This window comes from Pseudomonas sp. AC211 (genome assembly GCF_979258055.1).
Genome location: NZ_OZ409830.1, coordinates 5,221,910 through 5,238,590, shown reverse-complemented (window position 1 = coordinate 5,238,590; position 16,681 = coordinate 5,221,910). Strand labels below are relative to the sequence as shown.

Genomic DNA, 16,681 nt, shown 5'->3' with positions numbered 1-16,681 from the left:
CCATGCACGCACTGCAAGCCAAGATTCTCGACCCGCGGATTGGCCGTGATTTCCCTCTGCCCGACTACGCCACGCCTGGGTCGGCCGGCCTTGATCTGCGCGCCATGCTGCAGGAAGACCACGTGTTGGAGCCTGGGCAAACCGTGCTGATTCCGACCGGCCTGTCGATTTACATCGGCGACCCATCCCTCGCCGCCCTAATTTTGCCGCGCTCGGGCCTGGGGCATAAGCACGGCATCGTGCTGGGCAATTTGGTCGGTTTGATCGACTCGGATTACCAGGGCGAGCTGATGGTGTCGTGCTGGAACCGTGGCCAGACGCCGTTCACCATCACCATCGGCGAGCGTATCGCGCAGCTGGTGCTGGTGCCCGTTGTGCAAGCGCGCTTTGAATTGGTTGAGCACTTCGATGAGAGTCAGCGCGGCGCCGGTGGCTTCGGCCATTCAGGTAGCCAATAACCGATACACCCGGCTCCCCTAATAAAAAAGCCAGGACGCACCGCCGAGGAGATACCGATTGAAACTCTTCAAGCGCACCGCCAAGGACGCTGAAACCCTACCGCAAGTGACCGACCCCACCGCCAGAAAGGCGGACGAAGAGCCGTTGCTGAAAAAACTCTTGCCCGGGCTTGGCTTCGCCTTTGTCGGCTTGCTCGCGGCGGCCGCCGTGTTGTGGTTCGCCTTGCTGACCAGCGCGCAAACCAAAACCCAGGACGAACTCGCCCACGCCTGGGGCGGCAGCCAAGCCTCAGCGCTACAGCAGGCATTGCGCCAGTTGAGCGCTGACACCAAAGCCGCCGCACGCAATCCGCAGTTGCTGTTGGCGTTGCAAAGCCAGAGCCCCGAGATGGTTACCGCTGCTGAACGTGACCTCGGTTATTGGGACGGCGTGGTGGATGCCTACATCAACCTGCCGGGCCAGGCGGCGCAAAACAACACGCGCGCCGCGCCGATGAACTTCGCCGCCATGGACCTGCTGCGCCGTGTCGAGGCTGGGCAAACGCCGGCGCCCGAAGCTTATAAAGTCGGGCAGCGCTGGTTGGTTTACAGCGCAGCGCCTCTACGCCTGAACGATGATCAACCCTCGCAAGGCACGCTGCTGCTGATCATCGATCTGCAACGGCTGCTGTCGGCTCTGCCACCGCTGCCTGATGGCATTGGTCAGTTGCGCCTGTCCCAGCAATTCGGCCAAAGCCCGGCGCAAGTGCTCGCCACCCGCGGGCAAGACGCACAAAGCGCGCCGCTGGCCTTTACCAGCGGCAACTCGAACTGGAAGCTGGAATTCTTGCCGGGGCCGGATTTGTCGATGCCGCCGGTGTCGCCCATGCCGCTGCTGCTGGCCGTGCTTTTAGCCCTTTCCGGCTCGTTGTTGGGGCTGATGTGGCTCAACAATCGCCAGCAAAGTGCACTGCGTAAAGACGCCGAACAGCTCACCCAATTAGTACAAGAACTCTCTGCAGGCAAAAGCGTCAAAGCCTTCAGCCTGCGCTCGCCAGTACTCAATGCGCTGGCTCAGAAACTCGCGCGAATGCCTCGCCGGCAAAGCGCACCATTACCCATTGAAGAGACCAAGGCGACTGGCAGCAGTACGAGTGGCACGAAAGTGGCAGCACCTGCCGCCGTAGAGCCTGCCGAGCTGGTGAACCCTCTCTTTCAAGAAACCGATATTCTCGATATCGACATCCTCGACGAAGACCAGGATCTCCTGGGATTGGAGCAAGCCCCCGCTATGAGCAATGTGCCGCAAACCGCACCCAACTTGCCCGCCAGCATTTTCCGCGCCTATGACATTCGTGGCGTAGTTGGCGACACCCTGACATCTGAAACCGCGTATTGGGTCGGCCGCGCAGTGGGCGCCGAAAGCCTCGCTGCTGGCGAGCCCAATGTATCGGTAGGTCGCGACGGTCGTCTGTCCGGCCCTGAACTGGTGCAATCGCTCATTCAAGGCTTGGTAGATGCTGGCTGTGCTGTCAGCGACATCGGCCTGGTGCCAACGCCTGTGCTGTATTACGCAGCCAACGTATTGGCCGGCAAAACTGGCGTGATGCTCACCGGCAGCCACAACCCGCCTGACTACAACGGCTTCAAGATCGTGGTCGCGGGTGACACCCTGGCCAACGAGCAAATTCAGGCGCTGCGTGAACGCATCGAAACCAACAACCTCAGCAGCGGCCAAGGCAGCGTTGAGCAAGTTGAATTGCTGGATCGCTACTTCAAACAGATTCGCGACGACATCGCCCTGGCCAAGCCGCTGAAAGTGGTTGTGGACTGCGGCAACGGCGCGGCCGGCGTTATCGCTCCGCAACTGATCGAAGCGCTGGGCTGCACCGTGATTCCGCTGTTCTGCGACGTCGACGGCAACTTCCCCAACCACCACCCGGATCCGGGCAAGCCGGAAAACCTGGTAGACCTGATCGCCAAAGTGAAAGAAACCGGCGCCGACCTGGGCCTGGCCTTTGACGGCGACGGCGACCGCGTAGGCGTGGTGACCAACAAAGGCACCATCGTTTACCCAGATCGCTTGATGATGCTGTTCGCCAAAGACGTGGTGTCGCGCAACCCTGGCGCCGACGTGATCTTCGACGTGAAGTGCACCCGTCGCTTGGGCGCGCTGATCAGCGGCTACGGCGGTCGTCCGGTAATGTGGAAAACCGGTCACTCGTTGATCAAGAAGAAAATGAAGCAAACCGGCGCCTTGCTGGCTGGCGAGATGAGCGGCCACATCTTCTTCAAAGAGCGCTGGTTCGGCTTTGACGACGGCATATACAGCGCCGCCCGCTTGCTGGAAATTCTCAGCCAGGACAAACGCGACGCCGAACTGGTGTTCGCCGCATTCCCAAGCGACGTGTCGACGCCGGAGATCAACATCACCGTTACCGACGAAAACAAGTTCGGCATCATCGAGGCCCTGCAGCGCGATGGTCATTGGGGTGAAGGCAGCGTGACCACGCTGGACGGCGTTCGCGTTGATTATCCTAAGGGCTGGGGCCTGGTGCGCGCTTCCAACACCACACCGGTGCTGGTGCTGCGTTTCGAAGCCGACACCAATGAAGAGCTGGAACGCATCAAAGAGCTGTTCCGCGCTCAGCTGTACACCGCTGCACCCGACCTCAACCTGCCTTTCTGACCCGCCTGTATAGCCGGCCCTCGCGGCCGGCTTTGCCGTTTTGCTGGAGCCCCGCATGACCCTCGAACGCGATGCCGCCACCAATGTTGCCAAGGTTCTTTCTGAGGCCTTGCCGTACATTCGACGTTTTGTCGGCAAGACCCTGGTTATCAAGTACGGCGGCAACGCCATGGAAAGCGACGAGCTGAAAACCGGATTCGCGCGAGACATCGTGTTGATGAAAGCGGTGGGTATCAACCCAGTCGTGGTCCACGGTGGCGGCCCGCAAATTGGCGACCTGCTCAAGCGCTTGTCCATCGAGAGCCATTTCATCGACGGCATGCGGGTAACCGACGCAGCGACCATGGATGTGGTGGAGATGGTGCTTGGCGGCCAGGTGAACAAAGACATCGTCAACCTGATCAACCGCCATGGCGGCAGTGCTATCGGCCTGACCGGTAAAGATGCCGAGCTGATTCGTGCGAAAAAGCTCACCGTCACCCGGCAAACGCCGGAAATGACCCAGCCCGAAATCATTGATATCGGCCATGTGGGCGAAGTGGTCGGGGTTAACACCGATCTGCTCAACATGCTGGTGAAGGGCGACTTCATTCCGGTGATCGCGCCAATCGGCGTGGGCGCCAACGGCGAGTCGTACAACATCAACGCCGACCTGGTGGCCGGGAAAGTGGCCGAAGCGCTGAAGGCTGAAAAGCTGATGCTGCTCACCAACATCGCTGGTTTGATGGATAAGGAAGGCAATGTGCTGACCGGCTTGTCCACCGCTCAGGTGGATGCACTGATTGCCGATGGCACTATTTATGGCGGCATGCTGCCGAAGATTCGTTGCGCGCTGGAGGCCGTTCAATGCGGCGTAATCAGTGCACACATCATCGACGGCCGTGTGCCGAATGCCGTGTTGTTGGAGATTTTCACCGACAGCGGCGTCGGCACCCTGATCTGCAACCGCAAGCATCACTAAGCGGTACGGCTACAAAAAAAGCCCCGGCGAGGTGACTCGTCGGGGCTTTTTATTGCCTTGGGCTTTTACTGCTTCGGGCCTATCAGGGTTTGCAGCCTGGCGCGGTCGGAATCGAAGCTGGCCTCGGCCTGCTTGCGACCTTCGAGGTAGCGCTTGATGTCGCCTTCAAGCCCGGCTTGCTCCGCTTTGAGGTTTTCGATTTGCGCCACCAGATGATCCGGCACCTGCTTGCCAGCGCGCTCTTGGTCTGCGGCCTGACCTTGCAGGTTGGCTTGCTGGGTTTTCAGTGACGCGAGGTTGCCACGCGCCACGGAAATTACGCCGTCAAGCTCAGCCAGCTTGCGCGCCTTGGCGCGGTCAACGTCTTCGGTGGTGGAATACAAACGCAGCAATTGAGCGTCGGAACTGGCGCGGGCTTTATCGGCAATGGCGCGCTGGCGCTCTTCCAGGCTGGGCGCCGGGGCAACCACCTGAACGACACGGCCCTGGTCGTTGAGCACCTCATAACCTTTGGAAATCAGGTCGGGCGGCACGCCCTGACGGTCCAGAACGGTAACACCCTTGGCATCAACGTAACGGTAAAAGCGCATTGCACTATCGGCTGCCGAAGCACCCGCGCACAGCAGCATGCTGAAGACTAGCGAACAGCGGATAACGTCCAGTTTGAGCATGCAAACAACACCTGACATGGTTGAGACTTAAATTCCGTACTGCGCGCGGTATGCCTGGACTGCCGGCAGGTATTTCTTCAGTTCAGCATCTTCGGCCAAGTATTCCAGTACTTGTTCCAACGAAACGATGCTGACCACCGGAATACCGAAATCTCGCTCGACTTCCTGAATGGCGGACAACTCGCCTTTGCCGCGCTCCTGGCGATTCAATGCAATCAACACGCCAGCTGCGGTTGCGCCTTGGGCCTGGATGATTTGCATGACTTCACGGATGGCCGTGCCAGCGGTGATGACGTCATCGATGATCAGCACATTACCCGCCAGCGGCGCGCCGACCAGTGTGCCGCCTTCGCCGTGATCCTTGGCTTCCTTGCGATTGAAACACCAGGGCAGATCGCGCTGATGGTGTTCGGCGAGGGCCACCGCGGTGGTCGCGGCCAGCGGGATACCTTTGTAGGCGGGGCCGAACAGCACATCGAAATCGATGCCGCTGGCGACAACGGCTTCGGCGTAGAAGCGCCCCAACTGAGCCAACGCCGAGCCGCTGTTGAACAGCCCTGCGTTGAAGAAATAGGGGCTGGTGCGCCCGGACTTGAGGGTGAACTCACCGAAGCGCAGCACGCCGCGCTCGATGGCAAAACGAATGAACTCGCGCTGGTACGCCTGCATAAAAAGCCCCAAAACACACGGATTTAGCTGTGGGTTTAGCTAATAAGGATGAGCTCGGGTATCATACACGCACGTGTTTTTGGGGGCCATTTATGCGGATCATCAGTGTGAACGTGAATGGTATTCAGGCTGCAGTCGAGCGTGGTTTGCTCAGTTGGCTGCAAGCGCAGAATGCCGACGTCATCTGCCTGCAAGACACCCGTGCCTCCGCCTTTGAACTGGACGACCCGGCCCTCCAACTGGATGGCTATTTCCTCTACGCCAGCGACGCAGAAGTACCAGACCAAGGTGGTGTGGCGCTGTATTCGCGGTTGCAACCCAAGGCGGTGATCAGTGGGCTCGGTTTCGAGACAGCTGATCGCTACGGGCGCTATTTGCAGGCCGATTTCGACAAAGTAAGTATCGCCACGCTTCTGCTTCCTACCGGGCAGAACGGCGATGAGAACTTGAACCAGAAATTCAAGTTCATGGACGATTTCGCCCAGTACCTAGATAAGCAACGGCGTAAGCGCCGCGAGTACATTTATTGCGGTTCGCTGTACGTAGCGCACCAGAAACTGGACGTGAAAAACTGGCGCGACTGCCAGCAAGAGCCTGGTTTCCTGGCGCCTGAGCGGGCCTGGATGGACGAAATCATCGGCACCATGGGTTATGTCGATGCCCTGCGAGAAGTGAATCGCGAAGGTGATCAGTTCAGTTGGTGGCCCAACAGCGAGCAAGCCGAACTGTTAAACCTCGGCTATCGCTACGACTACCAATTGCTCACTACCGGCCTGCGCCGTTTTGTGCGTGGTGCGCGGTTGCCGCGTCAGCCTCGGTTCTCGCAGCATGCGGCACTGATTGTCGACTACGACTGGACGCTTAGCGTCTGACCCACACTCAGCGCGCATAAAAAAAAGCCGGCATCACTGCCGGCTTTTTTACGTCTGGGATTTGCCTATTTAACCGGGCGCCAGCAGAACGGATAGCGGTACGCCTTGCCTTCATTCGCCTTGATGCCAGCAATGATGGTCAGCACCAACGCTGCAATGCCCACCACCCAGATCAGGATTATGCCGATAAACACGAACATCAGCAGGAAGCAAACCAGCATGGCCAGCGCGACCGTAATTTGAAAGTTCAACGCTTCTTTGCCTTGATCGTCGACAAACGCAGCGGTTTCACGCTTCAGCTGCCAGACAATCAACGGCCCCAGCAGATTCCCGAACGGGAAGATCATGCCCAGAAATGCCGCAAAGTGACAAAACATAGCCCACTGACGCGCTTCTTTATCAGGGGTGATTACGGGTTCCAAATCCTCGGTCATGCTGCTTCTCCTTGGCCTGCGGGTTGAGCGAGACGGGCTTAATCGGCCAGCGCCACGCGTTGCATTTCGAACAGATCGGTCATGCCTTTTTGCGCGAGCGCCAGCATGGCGGTCAAATCTTCCGGCTGGAACGGCGCGCCTTCGGCGGTGCCTTGTACTTCAATGAAGCCGCCCTGACTGGTCATCACCACGTTCAGGTCGGTTTCGGCGGCGGAGTCTTCCAGGTAATCGAGGTCCAACACCGGCTCGCCTTGATACATGCCCACCGACACGGCGGCGATCATTTGCTTAAGCGGGTCGCCACCTTTGAGGCCGCCACGCTTTTTGATCACCTTCAAGGCGTCGATTACGGCAACCATCGCGCCGGTAATGGACGCGGTGCGGGTGCCGCCGTCGGCCTGAATCACATCGCAGTCGACGTACAGGGTCACTTCGCCCAGTTTCGACATATCCAGCGCAGCGCGCAGTGAACGACCAATCAAACGTTGAATTTCCAGGGTGCGACCGCCCTGTTTGCCGCGGCTGGCTTCGCGCTGGTTACGGTCGCCGGTGGCGCGCGGCAACATGCCGTATTCAGCGGTCAGCCAGCCTTGGCCCTGTCCCTTGAGAAAACGCGGCACGCCGTTTTCCACACTTACTGTGCAGATCACTTTGGTATCACCAAACTCCACCAGCACCGAGCCCTCGGCATGTTTGGTGTAGTTGCGGGTGATGCGGATCGAGCGCAGCTGGTCAGCGGCACGGCCACTCGGACGTTTCATCAGGAATACCTATTCGGGACGGGAAATCTGCTCGGCATTATAGGGGGGCCGCGCGCCACTCACACGCCAAATTGGGAGCGAACGACGCACTGCGCTACAATCCTGCGCCTTTATAGGCCGTGCGAAATTGCCGCATAACGCGCCACTTTCCTGCCGCCCGCTGATCAGCCCCATTTTTGCGAGGTCTTCCCATGGTGCACAGCATGACCGCCTTCGCCCGCGTCGAGCGGGCCACTGCCAACGGCACGCTGAGTTGGGAATTGCGCTCGGTCAACCACCGTTATCTGGAACCCCACCTGCGTTTGCCCGAGTCGTTCCGCGACCTGGAAGGCGGCGTGCGTGACGCCCTGCGCCAAGGCCTGTCGCGCGGCAAAGTGGAATGCACGTTGCGCTACACCGAAGAAACTGCCGGCAAGCCGCTGCAAGTGGACCGCGAGCGCGCCGCACAATTGGTCGAGGCCGCTGAAAGCGTGGCTCGCCTGATTGCCTCGCCTGCCCCGCTGAATCCCTTAGAAGTGCTCGCCTGGCCGGGCGTGTTGGTGGCTGACGCTGCCGACCCGCAAGCGCTTAACAGCGCCGCCCTCGCGCTGTTCAACGACGCCCTGAACGAACTCAAAGCCGGCCGCGCCCGCGAAGGCGCGGAGTTGGCCAAATTGCTGAGCGAGCGCCTCGACAACATCGGCGACGAAGTCGCCTCCTTGCGCGAGCTGGTGCCACAGATGCTCGCCGGTCAGCGCCAGCGCATCCTCGACCGCACCGCTGAAATGCAGGCTGAACTTGATCCCCATCGCCTGGAACAAGAGCTGGTACTGCTGGCGCAGAAAAGTGATGTGGCCGAAGAGCTGGATCGCCTGGTTACCCACGTCAGCGAAGTGCGCCGTGTCCTCAAAGCTGGCGGCGCCGCAGGCCGACGCCTGGACTTCCTCATGCAGGAACTCAACCGCGAAGCCAACACGCTCGGCTCCAAAGCCTTTGATACCCGCAGCACGCAGGCGGCGGTAAACCTCAAGGTGCTGATCGAACAAATGCGCGAACAAGTACAGAACATCGAGTAAGGCGGACCCTCTCATGCACGCCACCACCGGCACCCTTTACATCATTTCCGCGCCATCAGGCGCGGCGCAAAACCAGCCTGGTCAAAGCGTTGATCGATGCCGAGCCGCACATTCGCGTCTCCGTGTCGCACACCACGCGCGCCATGCGCCCAGGCGAAGCCGACGGGGAGAACTATCACTTCGTCAGCCGTGAAAGCTTTCTGCAAATGCTCGAGCACAACGACTTTCTCGAGCACGCCGAAGTGTTCGGCAACCTCTATGGCACGTCGCAACGCTGGCTGGAAAAAACCCTGGCCGAAGGCTTCGACCTGATTCTGGAAATCGATTGGCAAGGCGCCCAGCAAGTGCGTCGCCTGCTACCCGACGCCCGCTCGATCTTCATCCTGCCGCCCAGCCAGGAAGCGCTGCGCCAGCGCTTGAACAACCGCGGCCAGGACAGCGAAGAGATCATCGAAACGCGCATGCGCGAGGCGGTCAGCGAAATGAGCCACTACGTTGAATACGATCACTTGATCATCAACGACGACTTTGCCGCTGCACTGGAAGACCTCAAATCGATCTTCCGCGCCAACAACCTGCGCCAAGACGTGCAGCAACAACGGCACAAAACCTTGCTAACCGAGCTGTTGGCATAGGGAATAAAGCTTGCCGTCGGGCTGCGTAGGGAAAATCTGCGCTTCCCTAACGGCTGGTTATTTTTTAGACTGCACAGTTCTTCCGCCCACCTGGGCTAAAGTTTTTTGCACTTCTCTTATTTAAGTACCTGTCGCTACGAGGAATACCATGGCCCGCGTTACCGTTGAAGACTGCCTGGACAACGTTGATAACCGCTTCGAGCTGGTCATGCTCGCTACCAAGCGCTCCCGCCAACTGGCTACCGGTGGTAAAGAACCGAAAGTAGCGTGGGAAAACGACAAACCTACCGTAGTCGCCCTGCGCGAAATCGCTGCAGGTCTGGTTGACTATGACGTGATCGCCGCCGACGAAATCGTCGACGACGAACCGCTCTTCGCTACTTATGAGGAAGAGGCCAACGAGGCCCTCTAAGCCTATGCCAGGTCGATGCTTGTCTAACCAAAGCGACGCGGCGCGAACCTGCGCTTGGCACGGGGCAATCCCATGCCGAGCATAGACGCCCTCGCCGACAGACTTTCGACCTACCTGGGCGGTGAACAGGTCAACCTTGTTCGCCGCGCCTACTTCTACGCAGAGCAAGCCCACGACGGCCAACGCCGCCGCAGCGGTGAAGCCTACGTAACCCACCCGCTTGCGGTGGCCAATATTCTCGCCGACATGCACATGGACCATCAGAGCCTGATGGCTGCGATGCTGCATGACGTCATCGAAGACACCGGCATCGCCAAAGAAGCGCTCACCGCGCAGTTCGGCGAAACCGTCGCCGAACTGGTGGACGGGGTCAGCAAGCTGACCCAGATGAACTTCGAAACCAAGGCGGAAGCCCAGGCGGAAAACTTTCAGAAAATGGCGATGGCCATGGCCCGTGACATTCGGGTGATTCTGGTCAAGCTAGCCGACCGTCTGCACAACATGCGCACCCTGGAAGTGCTGGCCGGCGAAAAGCGCCGGCGCATCGCCAAAGAAACCCTGGAAATCTACGCCCCCATCGCCAACCGGCTGGGCATGCACAGCATGCGCGTGGAATTTGAAGAACTGGGTTTCAAAGCCATGCACCCGATGCGCTCCGAGCGCATTCGCCAGGCGGTGAAACGCGCACGGGGCAACCGCAAGGAAATCGTCAACAAAATTGAAGAATCGCTGACCCACTGCCTCGAACGCGAAGGTATGGAAGGCGAAGTGATGGGCCGCGAAAAGCACCTGTACGGCATCTACCAAAAGATGCGTGGCAAGCGCCGGGCGTTCAACGAAATCATGGACGTCTACGCCTTCCGCATCATCGTCGACAAGGTCGACACCTGCTACCGCGTGCTTGGCGCCGTGCACAACCTGTACAAACCGCTGCCCGGGCGCTTCAAAGACTACATCGCGATCCCCAAAGCCAACGGCTATCAGTCGCTGCACACCACGCTGTTCGGCATGCATGGCGTGCCGATTGAAATCCAGATTCGCACCCGCGAAATGGAAGAAATGGCCAACAACGGCATCGCCGCCCACTGGCTGTACAAGTCCAACGACGAAGACCAGCCCAAAGGCACCCACGCCCGCGCCCGCCAATGGGTCAAGGGCGTGCTGGAAATGCAGCAGCGCGCCGGCAACTCCCTGGAATTTATCGAAAGCGTAAAAATCGACCTGTTCCCGGACGAGGTTTACGTGTTCACGCCCAAAGGCCGAATCATGGAGATGCCCAAGGGTTCCACGGCCGTCGATTTCGCTTATGCCGTGCACACGGATGTCGGCAACTCGTGCATCGCTTGCCGAATCAACCGCCGGTTGGCGCCGCTGTCCGAGCCGCTGCAAAGCGGCGCCACGGTGGAAATTGTCACGGCGCCCGGCGCGCGTCCGAACCCGGCCTGGCTCAATTTCGTGGTCACCGGCAAGGCCCGCACCCATATTCGCCACGCGCTGAAACTGCAGCGCCGCTCGGAATCCATCAGCCTGGGCGAACGCCTGCTGAACAAAGTGCTGACCGGCCTCAACAGCCACCTCGACAAAGTGCCCGCCGAGCAAGTGCAAAGCGTGCTGGCCGAATACCGCCTCGAGGTTATCGAAGACCTGCTCGAAGACATCGGCCTCGGCAACCGCATGGCCTATGTCGTGGCACGTCGGCTGTTGGCTCACGAAAGCGAACAGCTGCCGAGCGCCGAAGGGCCGCTGGCCATTCGCGGCACCGAAGGCTTGGTGCTCAGCTATGCCAAGTGCTGCACGCCGATTCCAGGCGACCCCATCGTCGGCCATCTTTCTGCCGGCAAAGGCATGGTGGTGCACCTGGAAAGCTGCAAGAACATCAGCGACATTCGCCAGAACCCGGAAAAATGCATCCAGCTGTCGTGGGCCAAAGACGTGGTCGGCGAGTTCAACGTCGAGCTGCGCATTGAGCTAGAGCACCAGCGCGGCCTGATCGCCCTGCTCGCCAGCAGCGTCAACGCCGCCGACGGCAACATCGAAAAAATCAGCATGGACGAGCGCGACGGCCGCATCAGCGTGGTTCAGCTGGTCGTCAGCGTGCATGACCGCGTGCACCTGGCCCGCGTCATCAAAAAGCTGCGAGCCCTCAAAGGCGTGGTGCATATCTCCCGCGTCCGCGCCTGACCCCCTTTCGTAACGACGGCCTGCGCTACGCAGGACTAAACCTCAAGGAGCTTTTTCATGAGCAAGAGCGTCATCACTTCCGAACACGCACCCGCCGCCATCGGCACCTACTCGCAGGCCATCAAGGCCGGCAATACCGTGTACATGTCCGGCCAGATTCCCCTGGACCCAAAAACCATGGAGCTGGTTGAGGGCTTCGAAGCCCAAACCGTTCAGGTATTCGAAAACCTCAAGGCCGTTGCCGAAGCCGCCGGTGGTTCGTTCAAAGACATCGTCAAACTGAACATTTTCCTCACCGACCTTTCGCACTTTGCCAAGGTAAACGAGGTGATGGGCCGCTACTTCGAACAGCCCTATCCGGCCCGCGCCGCCATCGGCGTAGCGGCATTGCCGCGTGGCGCCCAGGTTGAGATGGACGCCATTCTGGTCATCGAATAACCGGACCTGTCCAAGGAAGGAACCCGCCATGCGCAACGCCTTCGTCCTGCTCTTGTGCGCCGCCTTCCTGGGCGGTTGCAGCAGCCCTGCGAGCCACGACCCGAACGGCATCTGGATCAACCAGGCCGCTATCGATGCCGCCTCACAGGGCGGCAACTTGCGCGAGGCGTTGCTGGCCTACGGGCCGAATCTGGAATGGACCATCGACACCGCGCGCAAAACCGCCAACGTCAGCAATGGCTTTGAGCTGGACGAAGGCCAACTCGTGGACCAGCCCGACGGCCAATGGCGTGTCGACTTCTACGGCGACTTCCACGAACAACTGAACGTCGAGAACGACCGCATGGTTCAGGCCGAAAGCAAAACCGGCCCCGAACAGCGCTTCCAACGCTCGACCCTCGCCTTGCCGCTCGGCGCCCCGCCGGGTAGCAGTTTCGAACAGGCGCTGTACTCGGCCTACCTGGGCGGCACCTGGAAAATCAGCAAAGGGCCGGGGGCCAAAGGCCTGGTGCTGTTTCACCCGGACGGCAAAGTGGAAGGCCTGCCCGGCGCTGACCGCTACGCACTGTGTCTGGCTGGCGACTGCGCAGCCATGAGCGGCGACACCGACAGCCTCTGGCTGCAATTGGGCAACCAAGGCAGCGTGTGGCTGTTCAAACGCGAAGGCGATCAGCTGGAAATCTTCCGCGCCGTGAACCAGGCGCAAGCCAATGAAATGCCTGACTACCTGCCCGGCGTGACCACCTGGGTGTTGGAAAAAGACTAAAAAAGCGAGCCTGAAGCCCCTCCCACAGATCACCCAACCTCTGTAGGAAAGGCTTCAGCCTCGATGCTTTCCAGCCCTCACACCGCCGCCACAAGCAGATATCCACCCAACACCAGCAGCATCCCACCGCACACCCTGTCCAGAATCACCACCCGGCGCTGCAACCACACCCGCCAGCGCTCGATGCTCAGCAGGCGCACCAGCGCGGCATCCCACGCCAGCACCGCCGCCGCCATCCAGGCCATACACAACGCCAGTGCCCAACCCGGCATCGCCGCGCTATGCAGCACGCCGAACAAACCGGCATAAAAGATCGGGCACTTGGGATTCAGCAGGCTGGCTGCCAACCCTTGCCAACAGCCGAGCCACCACCGCCCCGCTGCTTGCGCCCCCGCCGACAGCCAGATCCAACTGCCGCCGCCCCTTAAATGCCTGCACACCTAGCCACACGAAATACGCGCCGCCTGCCGCCTGCACAGCGCGCCACAGCCAACCGCCTTCTGCCGGCATCAGGCTTTGCGCCAGCAACACTGCCAGCATCACCACGACATTCGCCGCCGCAATGCCAAATGCGCAGCCGTAGGCTTGCCGTCGCCCTTGCAGCAAGGCCGTGCGCAACAGCAGAAAGAAGTCCGGGCCAGGCGAGAGCAGCGCGGCAAAGTGGGTGCTGGCAACCAGTAGAAACAACGCAACCATGACGACCTCCGAATGAACGCGGCGGTCAGTCTGTGGCGAAGCTAGAGGGGCGGTATTGGAAAAAACTCAGGTGTGCGCAGTGCGGCGAAAACGTCCGGGCGTCACACCAGTGAAGCGTTTGAAGGTGCCAATAAAATGCGCCTGATCGTAAAAACCCAACTGCAGCGCCACCTCGCTTAGCGGCGCGTCGCCCAGCAGCAGGCGCTTGGCTTCGCGCACCCGGCGTTGCAACAAATAGGTGTGCGGCGGTACGCCATAAGCACGGCGGAACGCTTCAATCAGATGCCGAGGATGGCGCTCGCCCACCACCGCCAATTGTTCCAGGCTCACCGCCTGCTGAAAGTTGGCTTCCAGGTATTCGCGCAGGCGCGCGGTGCTGCCGCCGTCCCGCGCTACGGTTGGCAGCGGGCGCATACCGCCATGTCGGATAAACACCATTTCCAGCACCGCCAGCAGCTGGCTTTCCAACGCCAGCGCGTCGTGGCGCTCGAATTCCTGCACCAGCCCGGCCATACGCTGCGCAACGGCACCGTCGTCGGCCGGGTTGAGCTGATGGAAGCCGCGCGGCAAGCGTTTGCGCCCTAACAACGCCGGCAACCGCGCCTCTTCGACGTAGAGCATGTGGTAGACCAGCCGGGAAGAAATGGCGTGACCGGTGTGCGGCTCCTCAGGGTTCATTAACGACAACGTTCCGGCCGGCAACGCGTGCCGAGCGCCCCGGCATTGGTAGCCGCCGACGCCCTCGATAATCGCGCCAATGGCAAACGCGTCGTGGCTGTGTCGACCAAACGGCTGACCGGAAAAGTCGGCCTGGAACAGCTCGACGCCGGCCAGCCAGGGCTGCACCAGCGGCCGATTGGCGTCCGCGCTCACTGCCCGGCCAATACCGCTGCGTACCCTTCGCGGAAAGTGGGGTAACGCGGCACCCACCCCAGCGCCCGGGCGCGGGCGTTGCTGCAGCGTTTGCTGCCAGCGCGACGTACCGTCGATTCCTCAGCCCAGTCGGTCACGCCCATGTAATCGCGCAACCAGGCCACCACCTCATGCAGCGGCGCCGGCGCGTCGTCGACGCCGATGTAAAGGTCGTCCAGTGTCTTGCCCGCGGCATCGGCTTGAAGCAGAAACGCCAGCAAGCCCGCGCAGTCGTCGGCGTGCAGGCGATTGGCGTAAAGCGGCGGCTCGCTGACCACGCGATAACCCATGCGCACCTGTTTCAGGAGCCATTCACGGCCTGGCCCGTAGATGCCGGTCAGGCGCACCACGGTCGCGGGAATGCCGCTGTCGCGCGCCACTTTCTCGGCCTCAAGCATGATGCTGCCAGAAAAGCGGGTGGGCTCGGCGGGCGAGTGCTCATCCACCCACACACCGCCGTCCTGGGCATACACACCGCTGCTGGAGACGAAAATCACCCGTTTCGGCGACTGACCACGCTGTTTCAGCCAGCCGAGCACGTTCGCCAATCCATCTACGTAGGCGCGGCGGTATCCGGCTTCGTCGTGGTCGGTGGCAGCGGCGGCATACACCAGGTAATCCAGCGCGCCGTGCGGCCATGCCGACGGGCAATCGACAGCGCCTAAATCGCCGGCCACCGGCACGATTTCAGCGGGCAGCGCTGCGACCGATCGCCGCAAACCAAACACCTGCCAACCCGCGGCGTGCAGCTGCGAACCAAGGCGGCTTCCAACATCGCCGCAACCGGCAATCATCAGGGTGGGAACGGCGGACATGCGGCTACCTCAAGGCAAAGCGGCATTCTAGGCAGGCCGCACGAAAGAAGGGAAAGACTTCAACGGTCATCCAAGCGTTACATTATCACTTTAACAAACAAGAATAATTTGCAATACTAACTGCCCTTTTGCGCCAGGAGCCTTCGGGCTTCGGTCACCGTTTTTACCCTTTCAGGTCCGGCCAGCATGAATTTCAACGCCTACCGCGCTCCGTCTTTCCGTTTGCAGCCCCGCGCCCTGCTCACCGCTGGTGCGCTGCTGCTCAGCCTGCTGCTGCCAGTGAACAGCTTCGCTGAAGAACCTGCCGCTGCGGCGCCAGCCCCTCAACTGCACCGGCCGCCACCGCGCCAGCCCCGGCCACCGCCGTCGTGCCCGCGCCTGCTGCCGAGACGCCTGCTGCCGCTGCCCTGCGCGAGAAAATCGCCAGCCTCGGCCCGGACGCGACCCCCGAGCAGATCAGCACCGCCACCAAAGAAACCCTGGAAGCCAACGGCGCCACGCCCGAGGAAGTAAACCAAGCGCTCGACAACCTGGCCAAGGCCAACGAACTGATCGCCGACGACCAGCTCGCCTTCGCCCACGACCTGTCGCCGTGGGGCATGTACCAGAACGCCGACAACGTGGTGAAGGCCGTGATGATCGGCCTGGCCCTGGCCTCGGTCATCACCTGGACCATCTGGATTGCCAAAGGCTTCGAGCTGATCGGCGCCAAACGCCGCCTGCGCGGTGAGCTGGCCCTGCTGAAACAGAGCCGCTCGCTGAAAGACGCCGCTGACAAGGCGGACAAAAAGGCAGCCTGTCCCATGTGCTGGTGCATGACGCCCTGGAAGAAATGCGCCTGTCGGCCAATGCCCGCGAAAAAGAAGGCATCAAGGAACGCGTCAGCTTCCGTCTGGAGCGCTTGGTCGCCGCCTGCGGGCGTGAAATGAGCCAAGGCACCGGCGTGCTCGCCACCATCGGTTCCACCGCACCCTTCGTCGGCCTGTTCGGCACCGTGTGGGGCATCATGAACAGCTTTATCGGCATCGCCAAATCGCAAACCACCAACCTCGCCGTAGTTGCACCGGGTATCGCCGAAGCCCTGCTGGCAACGGCCATGGGCCTGGTAGCGGCGATTCCGGCGGTGGTGATCTACAACGTCTTCGCCCGCTCCATCACCGGTTACAAAGCCCAAGTGGCAGACGCTTCAGCACAGGTTCTGCTGCTGGTTAGCCGTGACCTCGACCACCTGCCGGCTGAGCAACGCAGCCAGCCACACGCGGTAAAAGTGAGCTGAC

15 protein-coding genes and 3 pseudogenes are annotated in these 16,681 nt (G+C 60.8%); 11 read left to right on the top strand and 7 right to left on the bottom strand.

Annotated features, from left to right (window positions below; all coding sequences use genetic code 11):
- Window positions 1-2: 2 nt before the first annotated feature.
- From dut to argB, 3 genes are all read left to right on the top strand, one after another.
- A complete protein-coding gene (gene dut, locus ACZZZP_RS24410) occupies window positions 3-458 on the top strand; it encodes a dUTP diphosphatase (protein WP_122492408.1) in 456 nt (151 codons plus the stop codon).
- Between the two features lie 1,270 nt (window positions 459-1,728).
- Entirely contained in the window at window positions 1,729-3,126 is a 1,398-nt protein-coding gene (algC, locus tag ACZZZP_RS24405; protein WP_463384779.1) for a phosphomannomutase/phosphoglucomutase, read from the top strand.
- Window positions 3,127-3,181: 55 nt separating this feature from the next.
- On the top strand, window positions 3,182-4,087 hold the full coding sequence (gene argB, locus ACZZZP_RS24400) for an acetylglutamate kinase (RefSeq protein ID WP_108095068.1): 906 nt from the start codon (window positions 3,182-3,184) through the stop codon (window positions 4,085-4,087).
- Between the two features lie 65 nt (window positions 4,088-4,152).
- On the opposite strand, the gene ACZZZP_RS24395 is transcribed toward argB, so the two are convergent.
- On the bottom strand, window positions 4,153-4,758 hold the full coding sequence (locus ACZZZP_RS24395; RefSeq protein WP_122492406.1) for a DUF4124 domain-containing protein: 606 nt from the start codon (window positions 4,756-4,758) through the stop codon (window positions 4,153-4,155).
- Window positions 4,759-4,785: 27 nt separating this feature from the next.
- The gene (gene pyrE, locus ACZZZP_RS24390; protein ID WP_463384427.1) at window positions 4,786-5,427 is read right to left on the bottom strand and encodes an orotate phosphoribosyltransferase; all 642 of its coding nucleotides are present in this window, start codon (window positions 5,425-5,427) and stop codon (window positions 4,786-4,788) included.
- Window positions 5,428-5,519: 92 nt separating this feature from the next.
- Here pyrE and ACZZZP_RS24385 point away from each other — a divergent pair, with 92 nt between their 5' ends.
- A complete protein-coding gene (locus ACZZZP_RS24385; protein ID WP_122449787.1) occupies window positions 5,520-6,299 on the top strand; it encodes an exodeoxyribonuclease III in 780 nt (259 codons plus the stop codon).
- Window positions 6,300-6,364: 65 nt separating this feature from the next.
- Here the strand turns inward: ACZZZP_RS24385 and ACZZZP_RS24380 are convergent, their stop codons facing one another.
- Together ACZZZP_RS24380 and rph are read right to left on the bottom strand one after the other, a co-directional pair.
- Window positions 6,365-6,733, bottom strand: coding sequence for a DUF4870 domain-containing protein (locus ACZZZP_RS24380; RefSeq protein WP_463384426.1), 369 nt, complete (start codon window positions 6,731-6,733; stop codon window positions 6,365-6,367).
- Window positions 6,734-6,771: 38 nt separating this feature from the next.
- Complete coding sequence (gene rph / locus ACZZZP_RS24375; RefSeq protein WP_122449789.1) at window positions 6,772-7,494, bottom strand: ribonuclease PH; 723 nt, start codon at window positions 7,492-7,494, stop codon at window positions 6,772-6,774.
- 191 nt (window positions 7,495-7,685) lie between these two features.
- Here rph and ACZZZP_RS24370 point away from each other — a divergent pair, with 191 nt between their 5' ends.
- The 6 genes and pseudogenes from ACZZZP_RS24370 to ACZZZP_RS24345 all read left to right on the top strand — a co-directional run bounded on the left by ACZZZP_RS24370 (window position 7,686) and on the right by ACZZZP_RS24345 (window position 12,981).
- On the top strand, window positions 7,686-8,549 hold the full coding sequence (locus ACZZZP_RS24370) for a YicC/YloC family endoribonuclease (RefSeq protein WP_463384425.1): 864 nt from the start codon (window positions 7,686-7,688) through the stop codon (window positions 8,547-8,549).
- A gap of 13 nt (window positions 8,550-8,562) precedes the next feature.
- Window positions 8,563-9,184: pseudogene (gmk, locus tag ACZZZP_RS24365) on the top strand (guanylate kinase).
- Window positions 9,185-9,332: 148 nt separating this feature from the next.
- A complete protein-coding gene (gene rpoZ / locus ACZZZP_RS24360; RefSeq protein WP_122449792.1) occupies window positions 9,333-9,596 on the top strand; it encodes a DNA-directed RNA polymerase subunit omega in 264 nt (87 codons plus the stop codon).
- Window positions 9,597-9,668: 72 nt separating this feature from the next.
- Window positions 9,669-11,777 (top strand): bifunctional GTP diphosphokinase/guanosine-3',5'-bis pyrophosphate 3'-pyrophosphohydrolase, encoded by a 2,109-nt coding sequence (gene spoT / locus ACZZZP_RS24355; protein ID WP_463384424.1) that lies wholly within the window; start codon window positions 9,669-9,671, stop codon window positions 11,775-11,777.
- 57 nt (window positions 11,778-11,834) lie between these two features.
- A complete protein-coding gene (locus ACZZZP_RS24350) occupies window positions 11,835-12,215 on the top strand; it encodes a RidA family protein (protein WP_108095077.1) in 381 nt (126 codons plus the stop codon).
- Window positions 12,216-12,243: 28 nt separating this feature from the next.
- Window positions 12,244-12,981 carry a putative periplasmic lipoprotein gene (locus tag ACZZZP_RS24345; RefSeq protein WP_463384423.1) on the top strand — a complete coding sequence of 246 codons (738 nt, stop codon included), beginning with the start codon at window positions 12,244-12,246 and terminating at the stop codon, window positions 12,979-12,981.
- Window positions 12,982-13,058: 77 nt separating this feature from the next.
- Here the strand turns inward: ACZZZP_RS24345 and ACZZZP_RS24340 are convergent.
- The 3 genes and pseudogenes from ACZZZP_RS24340 to ACZZZP_RS24330 all read right to left on the bottom strand — a co-directional run bounded on the left by ACZZZP_RS24340 (window position 13,059) and on the right by ACZZZP_RS24330 (window position 15,404).
- Window positions 13,059-13,677: pseudogene (locus tag ACZZZP_RS24340) on the bottom strand (LysE family translocator).
- A gap of 66 nt (window positions 13,678-13,743) precedes the next feature.
- Complete coding sequence (locus ACZZZP_RS24335) at window positions 13,744-14,550, bottom strand: helix-turn-helix transcriptional regulator (protein ID WP_463384421.1); 807 nt, start codon at window positions 14,548-14,550, stop codon at window positions 13,744-13,746.
- Entirely contained in the window at window positions 14,547-15,404 is an 858-nt protein-coding gene (locus tag ACZZZP_RS24330) for an SDR family oxidoreductase (protein ID WP_463384420.1), read from the bottom strand. Before ACZZZP_RS24330 ends, ACZZZP_RS24335 begins: the two co-directional genes overlap by 4 nt.
- A 186-nt stretch (window positions 15,405-15,590) precedes the next feature.
- Here ACZZZP_RS24330 and exbB point away from each other — a divergent pair.
- Window positions 15,591-16,680, top strand: a pseudogene (gene exbB, locus ACZZZP_RS24325) (tonB-system energizer ExbB).
- Window position 16,681 lies beyond the last annotated feature (1 nt).